Source organism: Billgrantia gudaonensis, assembly GCF_900100195.1.
GTDB lineage: Bacteria > Pseudomonadota > Gammaproteobacteria > Pseudomonadales > Halomonadaceae > Halomonas > Halomonas gudaonensis.
Genome location: NZ_FNES01000007.1, coordinates 13,473 through 25,579 on the forward strand (window position 1 = coordinate 13,473; position 12,107 = coordinate 25,579).

Below are 12,107 nucleotides of genomic sequence, written 5' to 3' on the forward strand. Positions count from 1 at the left end.
TCTGAGATTGGCAGTGTGCAAGGTTGGTGACAGGTTGGGCCTCTAAGGTTCTCGCTGACAGGCACATCGGCCTGACAACGAAAGCGATAACATGAGGTGAGTCACGCCATGATCGAACAATTTGCAAAACTCGGCGGAAAATCCCTGGCGGTCGGTGTCACGGCCATGCTGGCTTCGCTGGCCATGAGTGCACCGGCGGCGGCCGACTACCCCGACCGCCCGATCGACCTGATCGTCGGCTTCGGTACCGGTGGCAGTGCCGACCGGATGACCCGCGCCATGTCCAACTACCTCTCCGAGGAGCTGGAAGTGCCGGTCCGGGTGACCAATCGTCCCGGTGCTGGCACCCAGATTTCCGCGAATTACATCCTGTCCCAGCCGGACGACGGCTATACCGTCTACGCCTCCACCTTCGCCCCCTACCTGACCAACACCATCCTGAATGGCGGGGCGGAGTACGAGATCGACGACTTCTCCTACATCAACCTGCAGTGGTTCGACCTGGATCTCATCGCGGCCAACGAGGACACCGGCTACGAGGATCTGCCGTCGCTGCTCGAGGCCATTCGCGAGAATCCCGGTGAAGTTCGCGCCTCGGTGGTGCAGGGCTCGGCCGGTCACATGATGGTGCGCCTGCTGCTCGAGGAAGCCGGCATCCCGCAGGACAACCTCAATCTGGTGACCTACAACAGCGGTGGCGAAGCACGCTCCGCCGTGGCGGGCGGCCAGGTCGATTTCACCTCCATCAGCGCTCAGGGCAGCGAGGGCATTCGCGAATTCCTCACGCCGCTGGCCATCGTCAACGACGAGCGTATCGACCAGTGGGACGTGCCCACGGTGAACGAAGCGCTGGAGCCGCTCGACCTGGAAGTGCCCGTTCTGCAGGGTTCCATGCGCGGCTTTGCCGTCACCGCCGAGACCGAGCGCCAGTATCCCGAGCGCTATGAGGTCCTCGCCGAGGCGATTCAGAACACCTTGGCCCGCAAGGACGTCCAGGAGCACCTCTCCTCCAACGACATCGGCGGCGTGTGGGTCGGTCCCGAACGCTCCAACGAGCTGATGAAGACCAACTTCGAAGTCTTCAAGAAGTACGCCGACCTGCTCTGAGCGAACCCTTCAGCGAAGTGCGGCCCCGGTACCGTCGTGTACCGGGGCCGCCTGGAGTCGTCCCATGTCTGCCAAGAAACGCGACTATGGGGATCTCTCGATCCTCATGGCCCTGGCGGTATTCACCCTGTGGTATCTGATGGATGCCATCCGGGTTTCCTCGTCCGTCCAGAATCTGTTGCTCATTCTGCCGCTCTCCCTCGTGGTGCTGGCGATAGTGGCCCTCGAGGTGGTGCTGCGCGTGAAGCGGGGAACCCTGCTCCAGCGTCTGGAGGAAGAGGCCGAACCCCTGCATCGGACTCTGCCCGTGGTGGGCCTGTTCGCCGCCTATGTCATCTCCTTGGAAACGGTCGGTTTCGACGTGGCCACGGTGCTGTTCGTCGCGGCCTTTCTGGTGCTGAAGGGCGAGCGCAAGTGGCCGCTTCTGGCGGGCTACAGCCTGGCGTTCGGCTTCGGCGTGGCGTTCTTCTTCGCCCAGATGCTGCCGTATCCCATGCACATGCTGATCCTTCAGGGCTGAGGAGGGGAACACCATGATCGATCTTGCCGCCGTAGAGCAGGCGATGGCCCTGCTGTTCTCGAGTTTCTCGCCCTGGATGGTGGTCGTGCCGGGCATCGTCATCGGGTTGGTGTTCGGCGCGACGCCGGGGCTGCAGATTTCCATGTCGATGGCCATCTTCCTGCCGATGACCCTCTACATGGATTTCGTGCAGGCGATGCTCTTCTTGACCGCCATCTTCACCGGGGGCTCGTTCGGTAGCGGCATCCCCGCCATTCTGATGAACATTCCCGGTACGTCGTCGGCGATCGCCACGGCGTTCGATGGCTATCCCATGGCCCGCCAGGGGCGACACAACCAGGCGCTCGGCGTGGCGCTGGTGTCGTCGGTGCTGGGCGTCCTGATGGGGTATCTGATCCTGTTCGTGATGATCCAGCCGCTGTCGTTCATGGTCCTGAAGCTGGGGCCGGCGGAAATGTTCGCGGTCATCCTGTGGGGCATGACGCTGATCGCCAGCCTCCGGGGCGAACAGGTCTTGAAGGGGTTGATGGCCGGCTTCGTCGGGCTGCTGGTGGGTACCATCGGCTTCAACGAGCTGGGCATGGCGCGCGGCACCATGGGGCAGGCCTACCTGCTCGACGGCGTGCCGGTGATCCCGGCGATGATGGGGATGTTCGCCGCCTCGGAGCTCTTCAAGTTGGCCAACAAGGGCTTCATCGTCGAATCCGAAGCGGCGCGAAAGGTGAAGATCTCGGAGATCTTCCAGGGCTTCAAGATGGCCGTCAGCTATCCCTGGGTGCTGATCCGAGGGGGGCTGATCGGCGTCTTCGTGGGTGCCGTGCCGGGCGTGGGGTCGTCGGTTTCCAACCTGCTCTCCTATGTCGAGACCCAGCGCCGCGACGAGGATCCCGACTCTTTCGGCAAGGGCAACCCCAAGGGCGTCGTCGCCTCGGAGTCGGCCAACAGCACCTCCGAGGCCGGCTCCATGGCGACCCTGCTGGCCCTGGGCATTCCCGGCGGCGGGGCCACGGCGGTGATGCTGGCGGCCTTCGCCATGCACAACATCACCGGGGGGCCGCAGTTCATCCGCCAGCAGACCGATGTGGTCTATGCCATCATCTTCGCCAACTTCGCCCAGGTCTTCCTGCTGGTCGTCATCGGGCTGCTGTTCATCCCGCTGCTCGCCAACATCGTCAAGGTACCGATGCGTTACCTGATCCCCTCGGTGCTGGTGCTGGCGGTGATGGGCTCCTTCGGGTTGACCGGCAACATGACGGGGCCGGCCACGGTGCTGGTGTTCTCGGTGGTGGGCTGGCTGTTTCGTCACTACGGCTATTCGGTGCCGGCGATGGTGATCGGAATGCTGTTGGGGGCCATGGCGGAGAAGTCGCTGCTGCACTCCTATCAGATCAGCGGCGGCGACATCGCCTACGTGCTGGAGCGCCCCATGACGCTGGTCATCCTGGTGCTGCTGGTGCTGTCGCTATTCGGTCAGCGCCTGGCCAAACGGATCACGCGCCGTCAGCCGCGGGCGAGCGCCTGACCGGTGGGGCAGCGTTCCGTCGTCACGCTGGCCATCGGTGTGGTGGGGGGCGGCATCGCCACCTTGGCGTCGTTGCCCCTCGCCTGGATGCTGGGGCCGCTGTTCATGGTGTTGGCCGCCTCACTGTGGGGCGTGAAAACGGGGGTCGACAAACGGCTGCACCGCAGTTCCATCGCCATGCTCGGCCTGTTCATCGGCAATCGCATCGACCTCTCCGAACTGTGGCATCTGGTGGAGTGGTACCCGAGCGTACTGGCCATGCTGGTCTACATGGTGCTGATGCTGATCGGTGGCACCTGGCTGTTCTCGCGCAGCGGCATGAGTCGCCTGAGCGCGGTGTTCTGTTCCTTTCCGGGGAGCATGAACGGAGCCGTGGTGCTGGCCGAGCGCCTGGGGACGGACATTCGCTGGATCGCCATCACCCACGCCATGCGTTTGGTGATGGTGGTGGCCTCGGCGGCCTTGCTCGCCAGTCACATGGCGGGCGACATCGTCGTGGGGCAAGGCAATGGCGCCTCGTGGCGGGATCTCTCGCTATTGGTACTGGCGCCCGCCTGCTGGTGGCTGGGGAGGCTCCTGCGTCTGCCGATTCCCGAGTTCCTGGGGCCCATTCTGGTCGGGGCGGCCATGTCGAGCCTGGGCCATGGCGTGGTCATGCCCGATATCGTGCTGATCCTGACCTTCCTGGTTCTGGGCAGCTCGGTGGGGTCGCGCTTTGCCAATACGACCTGGTCGCGAATCGTCAGCGTGGGGCGTTACGGCGTGCTGTTCGGCGCCTATGCGGTGACGATGGCGGTGGCGTTCGCCTGGTCGATCGGCACCTTCACGGATCTCACGTTCACGGCAGCCTTGCTGGCTCTGCTGCCGGGCGGGGTGGGCGAGATGGCGGTCATCGCCGTGGCTCTGGACATCGACCCCGTCTATGTGGTCTCGCATCACGTGCTGAGGCTGCTTCTGCTGATCCTGATGGGGCCCCTGATCATCTCCCTGGGGCAGCGGATCAGCCAGCGGCCGGGGCCGTCGGGAAGGTGACCGTGACCGCCAGCCCCTTGCCCGGCGGGCTGGCGAGTTCCAGAGTGGCGCCATGGGCTCTGGCGACCTCGTCGACGATGGCCAGACCCAGACCGCTGCCCGGCGTTTCGGGACTGGCGCGGTAGAAGCGCTCGGTGAGGTGCTGCAGCTCATCGGGCGAGACGCCCACCCCGTCGTCGCTGACCCGCAGGGCGGGCTTGCCGTCACGATGGAGCGCCGCCACGTGGATGGTGCCGCGATAGGGCTGACCGCCGCCGGCGTGCTGGCTGGCGTTCTCGATCAGGTTCTGGATCAGCCAGCGCAGCATGATGGCATCGGCCATGACGCGGCTACCGCTGTCGTTGTCGTGGAATTCGAGCTCCTGGCCGCGTTGGTAGATGCGCGCGATCGCCTCGGTGCAGGCGTCACGGCAGACCTCGCCGAGGTCCACCGGGGCCAGTGAAGCGGTGTCCACCAGTTCGTGACGGGTCTTGGCGAGGGTGAGCAGCTGCTGCACCGTGTAGCCGGCGCCTTCGGCGATGCGCTCGATTTCTTGCAGGTTGCGGCGTGCCGCGGCGTCTTCGCACTGCCGGCCGGTGAGTTCGGCGAGCGCTCGGATCTCGGAGACGGGGGTGCGGAGCTGGTGGGAAACGTCGGCGTTGAACTGCTGGGTGTTGTGGATGCTCTGGCGCATTCGGGCCATCAGGCCGTTGATGCTGGCCACCAGCGCCGAGACTTCGCGGGGAACCGCGGCCTCGATGGGCTCCAGGTCGTTGGGTGAGCGCCGCCGCAGCGAGCGGCTGATCGCCTTGAGGGGAGCCAGGCCCTGATAGATGGCGAGCAGGGCGATGCTCACCGCGATGAGTCCTCCGGCCGCCACCAGGCCCGACAGCGTCAGCAGGAAGTCGTTGATCAGATCCTGACGCGTTTCGGTCGATTCCGCGACGATCACCTCGATGGTGCTGCGCTGGGTCGAGCGCTGAACGGGAAAGGTGATGGCCACGGCGCGCAAGGCGTTGCCGGCGTAGCGGGTATCGTAGAAGACCGGCTCCTCCACTGGCGTTGGTGGGCCTTCCAGGCCTTGGAAGCCGGCCAGCATCTTGCCCTGGGCATCCCGTATTCGGTAGAAGATCTTGCCTTCGCCGCGGCTGCCCAGGGTGCTGATGCTGAAGTAGTGGGTGTTGATGCGCAGCTCGCCATCGACGGAGTAGACCCGCCTCTCGACGCGCTCGGCGGCGTTGAGCAGCATGGCATCGAAAGTGCTGTTGATCTGCCGGGAGAGCAGCAGGTTGCCCACGATGAGCGCGGCAACGCCGAGCAGCACGAACGGCAGACCGATCCAGACCAGCAGGCGGGTGCGAATGGAGATCATGGCGCGCCCCTACCCATCGAGCAGGTAGCCGAGGCCGCGCACGGTCTTCAGTGCGGCATGGGTGCCGAGCTTCTTGCGCAGGCGCGAGACGTAGGTCTCGACGGCACTGTGGGTGATGGGGTCGTCGAGGCTGGAGAGGCGGTCGATGATCTGTTCCTTGCTGACCAGACGGCCCTGATTGATCATCAGGTATTCCAGCACTTCGCGCTCGCGGCGATGCAGGATGACCGGCTCGCCATTCACTAGCAGCTCGTGGCTGTCGGGCCGGAGTTCCAGCGCGCCGCATTTCAGGCTCTCGTTGCCGGCTTGCCTGGCGCGCCGCACCAGTGCCTTGGCGCGGGCCGCCACTTCGACCAGGGAGAACGGCTTGCACAGGTAATCGTCGGCGCCGACCTCGAGGCCGTGCACGCGCTGATCGAGGTCGTCGCGGGCGGAGATGATCAGGACCGGGGTATGGTCTTGCCGGCTGCGCAGGCGGCGCAGCAGGTGGATGCCGTCGACCTTGGGCAGGCCGAGGTCGAGCAGCACCAGGTCGAAGTTGGAGGCCTGCAGCAGGTGCTCCGCCGACTCGCCGTCGCTGCAGGCATCGACCTGAAAGCCCGACTCTTCCAGGAAGGAGGAGATCGAGCGGGCGAGGTTGAGATTGTCTTCGACGACGAGCACTTTCATGGCGGTATGTTATCACTTTCGGCGCTGGGGCCGTGGCCGAGCGATTCAGCCGGCCAGGTTCTTCACTGGGCGGCCGTCGAGAAAAGCCAGCAGGTTGTCGAAGGCGTCGCCGAAGTAGAGCTCGTAGCTGTCCTTTTCGACATAGCCCAGGTGGGGCGTGGCCAGCAGGTTGGGCATTTCGAGCAGCGGGTGGGCGGTCACCGGCTCTTCGTCGAACACGTCCACGGCGGCCTGGCCGGGACGGCCGGCGCGCAGGGCGCGTTCCAGGGCGCCGGCCTCGATCAGCGGGGCCCGGGCAGTGTTGACCAGCAGCGCGCTGGGCTTCATGCGGGCCAGGTGGTCGGCGGTGACGATGCCGCGGGTGGCGTCGTTGAGACGCAGGTGCAGGCTCAATACGTCGGCCCGCTCGAACAGCTCGTGCTGGCTCGCGGCGATCTCGCAGCCGTCGGCGGCGGCGCGCTCCCGAGTGCCCTCGCGACCCCATGCCAGCACGTTCATCTCGAAGGCCTGGGCATAGCGAGCCACCAGCCGGCCGATTCTGCCGTAGCCGAAGATGCCCAGGGTGCGGCCCTTCAGGCCGGTGCCCAGGGTGCGTTGCCAGCGGCCGGCTTCGAGATTGGCGGCCTCTTCGGGGATGTGGCGCATGGCGGCCAGCACCAGGCCCCAGGTCAGCTCCGCGGCGGCATGGGGCGAGCCGGTGCCGGCCATCACTGTGATGCCTCGCTCGCGACAAGCGGCCATGTCGACGTGCGCGGCGCCGCCGCCGGTCTGGCTGATCGCCTTGAGATTGGGCAGCCGCGCCAGCAGCTCGGCGGTGATCGGCGTGCGTTCGCGGATCAGTACCAGGGCCTCGGCGTCCTGAAAGCGTTCGGCCAGGGCGTCCACATCGGTGAGGGTGTCGTGGTAGACGGTCACCGCGTGGCCATCGAGCTTGCCGAAGGCGTCCAGGGTACGGACGCAGTCCTGATAGTCGTCGGGGATCACGATCTTCATCATGCAGCTCCTTGCCGGGGGATGTCGGACCCTAGCTTCGCCGCATTCGGCATGGCTGGCCAGCCGTCATCGGCCGCTGGTACCCGTTTCTCATTCCAGCAGCAGCGGTATTTCGCCCGCTTCGTGGGCCAGCAGCCACTGCTTGCGGCCGATGCCGCCGGCATAGCCGGTCAGCCGCCCGTCGCTGCCGATCACCCGGTGGCAGGGCACCACGATGGCGATGGGGTTCTTGCCGTTGGCCGCGCCCACGGCGCGCTGACCGCCCTTGCAACGCAGCTGCTCGGCGATCTCGGCGTAGCTGCGGGTCTCGCCGAAGGGGATGGTGGCCAGCGCATCCCACACCCGGCGCTGGAAGTCGGTGCCCCGCGGGGCGAGCGGCAGGTCGAAGGCCTGGCGGGCGCCGGAGAAGTACTCCTCGAGCTGCTGCCTGGCTCGTGCCGTGAGCGCGCTCGGGCGGGGGGCTTCGTCCTCGGTGGCGACGAACTCGACCTCGGTGATGCCTTCGTCATCGGCGCGGACTCGGATCAGGCCCAGGGCATCGGCATGCGGAGGGCGGTAGTAGTCCAGAGCGTCGTGCGGCGAGGCCTCGGTGGTCATGGTAGTGGCTCCGTGGTTCGTGACACTAGGTTCGTGACAGCGTGTCGTGACACCAGAGTTGCAGGGTTAGGTAGCTGCGCCAGGGGGCGGCCGCGGCCGGGTCGGTGTCGCCCAGTTGCGGCAGAGCGCGATGCACCGCGGCGTCGCCGGCCAGCCAGATGTCGGGGTGGCCGGTGCCGCGCAGGGCGGCGTAGCGCGCCGTCCAGGGCCCGATGCCCTTGAGCGTCGTCCAGGCGAGCGGTTCGTCGCCGGCCTCTCCTGCAGCATACCAGGCCGCGAAGCGGCGCAGGGTGGCGCGGCGCGACCCGGGCATGCCGAGGAAGGCCAGGTCGCTCGCGGCGATGGCCTCGGGCGCAGGAAAGCACCGCCGGTCGTCCAGCGGCTCGCCCAGGTTCGTCACCAGCGTTTCGACGAGGCGTCGCGCCGCGGTGACCGAGATCTGCTGGCCGAGGATGGCGCGCACGCCCGCTTCGAAGGGGCTCCCGGTGCCGGGCAGCCGCAATCCCTCGGTCAGCGCCAGCGTGGGCACGGCCCGGGCGAGGTGGGCCTGGATGGTCGCGGTGTCGGCGTCCAGGTCGAGCAGGCGGCGGATGCGGCGTATCACCGGGGCCTGGGCGCTCGGGTCATCCAGGGCGAGCCTTATCCGGAAAGCGTGATGTGCGGGACGATGCTCGGCGGTGAAGTGACCGCGGATTCGTCCCCAGTGGAAGGTACGCCCATAGTGCGCCTCGCCGACCCACTCCAGGCCGTCGATGGCCCGGCCGGCGAGGAAGTCGCGCAGGGCCGCCCAGGCGTAGGGTGGGCGATACGACAGAGTCAGCGCCTCGCCGGCTTCCCCGGCGTGGCGATGAAAGCCCTGCGCTGCGGTGATCGGTGCATTCTCGTCGGTCAAGGCGTGCGCAGCGCCTCTTCCACCATGTCGAGGCGATCCTGCCCCCAGAAGGGTTCGCCGTCGACCACGTACCAGGGGGCGCCGAAGCAGCCGTCCGCCAGGGCTGCCTGGCAGGCGGCGTCGAGGCGTTGCTGGCCGGCGTCGCCTTCCGCTTCCTCGAGCAGGCGCTGCCCGTCCAGCCCGCAGGCGGTGGCGATCTCCACCAGGGTGTCGGGATCGGCGATGTCGCGCTCCTCGGCCCAGCAGGCGCGCATCAGGGCCAGCGAGAGCGTGGCGATGTCGTGGCCGTGGGCCTTGGCGGTGAGCGCCAGGCGAGCCGCGGGGCGGTCGTCGGTGGGAAAGTGCCTGGGCTCCGCATTGAGGGGTACGCCGAGACGCGGAGCCCAGCGCCGCAGCTCCACCAGGCGATAGGCCTGGCGTTCGGGGGAGCGCTTGGGCAGCGGCGATCTCGCCGAGGCGGGCATGGCCCAGGTAGCTCCACGGGGAAACGTGGGTGTAGTAATAACGGACGGTGGTCGGCATGACTGATCTCCGGTGCGGGCTCGTCACGGTCTAGCGTGGCCGGAATTTTGCCCGGAGGCCAGCGGGCGTTGGCGATGTAGCCCGGATCTCGGCAGCGGAGAGTGAGGCAAACCATTTGATAATGCATATCATTTGTTCAATGATGTCTTTCTGACTTCCTTGGATGCCATTGCGATCCCGTTCTCGTCATGCCTACCTCACCTCGTGCCCTGTTGCAGTTGTTCCTCAGCGAGCGGTCGCGCTTGATCAAGCGCATCGACCGCCTGGTGAACGACGAAGCCGTGGCGGAAGATCTGGCTCAGGATGCCTTCGTCAAACTGTGGCGGCGCGATGCCGAGCGGGAGAGCTCCCCGGGCCTGCTGCATCTGACGGCACACAATCTGGCCATGGATCATCTGCGGGCCAGGCAGGTGAGGCTGCGTCATCGACAGGACGAGCGTGCGGCGGACGAAGGCCAGGCCGACCCCGGTCCGGAAGCGGTTGCCGAGACCCTGGAAAGCTGGGAGAGGCTCATGGCCATGCTCGAAGCGCTGCCCGCCAGGGCGCGGCGCGTCTTCCTGCTCAACCGGGTGGAAGGCGAAACTTATGCCGCCATTGCCAGGCGGTTGAACGTATCGGTCAGCACGGTGGAAAAGGACATGATGCAAGCGATGCGCGTCTGCCGCGACTGGCAGCGACAGCAGTCGCGCGAATGAGGGAATCCGGCGGCTGACACGTTATAGCGTAAAGGACAACGATAACGGGTAATCGAGACTGTGAAGAACGGGGTGGAACCAGTGCAGCGGAGCGAGTCATCGGTGGTTTTCGACGACAAGGGGCGCGAATGCGACGACTCGCTGGCCGACGAGGCCATGGCGTGGTTTCTGACCATGAAGGACCCCGGCGCCACCGAAGCGGACCGCCGACGCTTCGAGGCGTGGCTGCAGGGGAGCGAGGAGCGTGCCGCCGCCTTTGCAGAGGCGCAGGCGCTGTGGGAGGACGTGGGCGTTCCGGCCGGTCTGATGGCCGAACGGGAGCGTCAGCGCAAGACGCCGCGGCGCCTTGCGAAAGCCCCGGCATGGGCGGCGGCCGCTTGCCTGCTGCTGATGGTGTCGCTGGCTGCCGGCCTGTGGCGCGATCCCGGCATCGTCGACCGCTGGCTGGCCGATCTGGCCACGCCGCCGGGCCGTTCGCAGGCCGTGACTCTGGATGACGGCTCGCGCCTGTTTCTCGATGCCGACAGCGCTGTGGACGTCGAGATGACGGCCGAGCGGCGACAGCTGACACTACGCCGCGGTCGGCTGTGGGTGGACGTGGTCAGCGAACCCGAACGCGCTTTCTCGGTGGTGGCCGGCGAGGCCACGACCCAGGTGCTGGGCACGCGCTTCGCCGTGGAGCGGCATGCCGGCGAAGTTCGCGTCACCGTCGAGGAGGGGCGCGTCGCGGTATCGCCGACCGGCGATCGGTCGACGGAGGCGCAACGAACGACACTGGAAGCCGATCAGGCGCTCGCGATCCACCACGGCGCCATGGGCGCGCCGCGAGACGTGGATGCAAGCGTCCGGCTCGCCTGGACACGCGGCCAATTGATCTTCGACCGCGCGCCGCTTGGCGAGGTGGCCGAGCAGCTCGAACGCATGGCGTACGGGCGGGTGCTCGTCACGGGAGAGGGTAGCGCCGCGCATCGCCTCTCCGGCAGTTTCCCCGCCGACGACCCCGGTGCGCTGCTCGATGCACTGGAAGCCAGCCTGGGGATCGACGTGAGACGCTTGCCGGGCACCGTCTGGCTTTCGGCGTCTGCCGACGAATGAAACGACACGACACTTTCCGATGAAGGTACCACGATGGAAACTCTCGACCCGCAAGGCAGCATCGCCATCCAACCGTTGAGCAAGCGGCTGAAGCAGGACACGCAGTGGCAGCACGACAGCGTCGAGCGCTCGATGACGGCGCTGCGCCCCTTCGAGAGCCGCCAGGGCTACGTCAGGTTGCTGACGGTCCAGTATCTCTTCCAGCGCCACATGATGGCCTTCTATCGCGATGCGGCCCTGGTCGAGTGGATTCCCGACCTGCCGGAACGCTGCCGCTATTCCGACGCCCGCCGCGACTGCGAGGACCTGGACATCGACCTGGCCGCGCTGGACGCCCAATGCCCGCCGGCGATACCCGTCAGCTCCCCGACCGCTCTCGGCTGGCTGTACGTCAACGAGGGCTCCAATCTCGGGGCCGCCTTCCTGTTCAAGAGTGCCGTCGAGCTGGGGATGTCGGAATCCTTCGGCGCACGCCATCTGGCACCTCGCGAGACGGGGCGAGGCCTGCACTGGCGCACCTTCACCCGGTACCTGGATGCGATACCGCTGAGCGATTCCGAAAAGGCCTGGGCCATCGCCGGAGCCCGCGACGCCTTCGCCCATGTCGAATCCCTGGCTCGCCCGCTAGCTCATTGATATGCCGATCGGCCTGCCGCGGGCCGGCGCGGCTAGTGGCGGGGAGCCAGCCCCGCAGCGCATAAGTGATCGAGCAGTTCTGCGGCCAAAGGCAGGCGGCGAATCTGACCGACAGGCACCCAGCATACCTCAGCGGCATCGTCGCCAGCGCGTAGGACGCCGCCGACAGCGGTGGCGGCAAAGTCATGCAGTTCATAAACGACGCCATCGTCCAAAGCCAGCTGTGCCGTCCAGAGCCTCTGGCCAACATTGACGTACAACCCCGTCTCCTCGAACGCTTCGCGGGCGGCGGCGGCACGCAAACTCTCCCCGGGCTCGACCTTGCCTCCGGGAACGGACCATAAGCCCGCTTCGGGTGGGTGGAGACGCTTCACCATCAGAATGGCGCCATCGTCGCGCTGAATGACCGCACAAGCCGCTCGTATCGTCCTCGACACACTGCCCTCCGTTGATGCTCGAGCCTCCCCGAGCCTTAG

The 12,107-nt window shown here is 66.7% G+C and carries 14 protein-coding genes; 7 read left to right on the top strand and 7 right to left on the bottom strand.

Annotated features, from left to right (window positions below; genetic code table 11):
• Positions 1 to 108 precede the first annotated feature (108 nt).
• The 4 genes from BLP96_RS09670 to BLP96_RS09685 all read left to right on the top strand — a co-directional run bounded on the left by BLP96_RS09670 (position 109) and on the right by BLP96_RS09685 (position 4,181).
• On the top strand, positions 109 to 1,107 hold the full coding sequence (locus tag BLP96_RS09670) for a Bug family tripartite tricarboxylate transporter substrate binding protein (protein ID WP_089685572.1): 999 nt from the start codon (positions 109 to 111) through the stop codon (positions 1,105 to 1,107).
• Between the two features lie 64 nt (positions 1,108 to 1,171).
• Positions 1,172 to 1,627 carry a tripartite tricarboxylate transporter TctB family protein gene (locus BLP96_RS09675; RefSeq protein WP_089685574.1) on the top strand — a complete coding sequence of 152 codons (456 nt, stop codon included), beginning with the start codon at positions 1,172 to 1,174 and terminating at the stop codon, positions 1,625 to 1,627.
• A 13-nt stretch (positions 1,628 to 1,640) separates the two neighbouring features.
• Positions 1,641 to 3,149: a tripartite tricarboxylate transporter permease gene (locus tag BLP96_RS09680; RefSeq protein ID WP_089685576.1), complete on the top strand. Its 1,509-nt coding sequence runs from the start codon at positions 1,641 to 1,643 to the stop codon at positions 3,147 to 3,149.
• Between the two features lie 3 nt (positions 3,150 to 3,152).
• Complete coding sequence (locus BLP96_RS09685; protein WP_089685578.1) at positions 3,153 to 4,181, top strand: AbrB family transcriptional regulator; 1,029 nt, start codon at positions 3,153 to 3,155, stop codon at positions 4,179 to 4,181.
• Here the strand turns inward: BLP96_RS09685 and BLP96_RS09690 are convergent.
• The 6 genes from BLP96_RS09690 to BLP96_RS09715 form a co-directional block, all read right to left on the bottom strand.
• Positions 4,150 to 5,532 carry a sensor histidine kinase gene (locus BLP96_RS09690; protein ID WP_089685580.1) on the bottom strand — a complete coding sequence of 461 codons (1,383 nt, stop codon included), beginning with the start codon at positions 5,530 to 5,532 and terminating at the stop codon, positions 4,150 to 4,152. The two genes, BLP96_RS09685 and BLP96_RS09690, sit on opposite strands and share 32 nt — an antisense overlap.
• 9 nt (positions 5,533 to 5,541) lie before the next feature.
• On the bottom strand, positions 5,542 to 6,201 hold the full coding sequence (locus tag BLP96_RS09695) for a response regulator transcription factor (protein ID WP_089685582.1): 660 nt from the start codon (positions 6,199 to 6,201) through the stop codon (positions 5,542 to 5,544).
• A gap of 45 nt (positions 6,202 to 6,246) precedes the next feature.
• Positions 6,247 to 7,194: a D-2-hydroxyacid dehydrogenase family protein gene (locus BLP96_RS09700; RefSeq protein WP_089685584.1), complete on the bottom strand. Its 948-nt coding sequence runs from the start codon at positions 7,192 to 7,194 to the stop codon at positions 6,247 to 6,249.
• Positions 7,195 to 7,284: 90 nt separating this feature from the next.
• The gene (locus tag BLP96_RS09705) at positions 7,285 to 7,791 is read right to left on the bottom strand and encodes a methylated-DNA--[protein]-cysteine S-methyltransferase (protein WP_089685586.1); all 507 of its coding nucleotides are present in this window, start codon (positions 7,789 to 7,791) and stop codon (positions 7,285 to 7,287) included.
• Positions 7,792 to 7,816: 25 nt separating this feature from the next.
• Positions 7,817 to 8,683, bottom strand: coding sequence for an AlkA N-terminal domain-containing protein (locus BLP96_RS09710; protein WP_245682216.1), 867 nt, complete (start codon positions 8,681 to 8,683; stop codon positions 7,817 to 7,819).
• Complete coding sequence (locus BLP96_RS09715; protein ID WP_218118601.1) at positions 8,680 to 9,147, bottom strand: 2-hydroxychromene-2-carboxylate isomerase; 468 nt, start codon at positions 9,145 to 9,147, stop codon at positions 8,680 to 8,682. The genes BLP96_RS09710 and BLP96_RS09715 overlap by 4 nt, the downstream gene beginning before the upstream one ends.
• Positions 9,148 to 9,393: 246 nt before the next feature.
• Here BLP96_RS09715 and BLP96_RS09720 point away from each other — a divergent pair, with 246 nt between their 5' ends.
• The 3 genes from BLP96_RS09720 to BLP96_RS09730 all read left to right on the top strand — a co-directional run bounded on the left by BLP96_RS09720 (position 9,394) and on the right by BLP96_RS09730 (position 11,631).
• On the top strand, positions 9,394 to 9,900 hold the full coding sequence (locus BLP96_RS09720; protein ID WP_089685588.1) for an RNA polymerase sigma factor: 507 nt from the start codon (positions 9,394 to 9,396) through the stop codon (positions 9,898 to 9,900).
• 102 nt (positions 9,901 to 10,002) lie between these two features.
• Complete coding sequence (locus BLP96_RS09725) at positions 10,003 to 10,995, top strand: FecR family protein (protein ID WP_089685590.1); 993 nt, start codon at positions 10,003 to 10,005, stop codon at positions 10,993 to 10,995.
• Between the two features lie 33 nt (positions 10,996 to 11,028).
• Positions 11,029 to 11,631, top strand: coding sequence for a biliverdin-producing heme oxygenase (locus BLP96_RS09730; protein WP_089685593.1), 603 nt, complete (start codon positions 11,029 to 11,031; stop codon positions 11,629 to 11,631).
• A gap of 32 nt (positions 11,632 to 11,663) precedes the next feature.
• Here the strand turns inward: BLP96_RS09730 and BLP96_RS09735 are convergent, their stop codons facing one another.
• A complete protein-coding gene (locus BLP96_RS09735) occupies positions 11,664 to 12,068 on the bottom strand; it encodes an NUDIX domain-containing protein (protein WP_218118599.1) in 405 nt (134 codons plus the stop codon).
• Between the last annotated feature and the right edge of the window lie 39 nt (positions 12,069 to 12,107).

Bases quoted from the DNA above. Each gene is read 5' to 3' on its own strand.
- BLP96_RS09670 (WP_089685572.1), top strand. From the start codon at position 109: ATGATCGAACAATTTGCAAAACTCGGCGGAAAATCCCTGGCGGTCGGT.
- BLP96_RS09675 (WP_089685574.1), top strand. From the start codon at position 1,172: ATGTCTGCCAAGAAACGCGACTATGGGGATCTCTCGATCCTCATGGCC.
- BLP96_RS09680 (WP_089685576.1), top strand. From the start codon at position 1,641: ATGATCGATCTTGCCGCCGTAGAGCAGGCGATGGCCCTGCTGTTCTCG.
- BLP96_RS09690 (WP_089685580.1), bottom strand. From the start codon at position 5,532: ATGATCTCCATTCGCACCCGCCTGCTGGTCTGGATCGGTCTGCCGTTC.
- BLP96_RS09695 (WP_089685582.1), bottom strand. From the start codon at position 6,201: ATGAAAGTGCTCGTCGTCGAAGACAATCTCAACCTCGCCCGCTCGATC.
- BLP96_RS09700 (WP_089685584.1), bottom strand. From the start codon at position 7,194: ATGAAGATCGTGATCCCCGACGACTATCAGGACTGCGTCCGTACCCTG.
- BLP96_RS09705 (WP_089685586.1), bottom strand. From the start codon at position 7,791: ATGACCACCGAGGCCTCGCCGCACGACGCTCTGGACTACTACCGCCCT.
- BLP96_RS09715 (WP_218118601.1), bottom strand. From the start codon at position 9,147: ATGCCCGCCTCGGCGAGATCGCCGCTGCCCAAGCGCTCCCCCGAACGC.
- BLP96_RS09720 (WP_089685588.1), top strand. From the start codon at position 9,394: ATGCCTACCTCACCTCGTGCCCTGTTGCAGTTGTTCCTCAGCGAGCGG.
- BLP96_RS09730 (WP_089685593.1), top strand. From the start codon at position 11,029: ATGGAAACTCTCGACCCGCAAGGCAGCATCGCCATCCAACCGTTGAGC.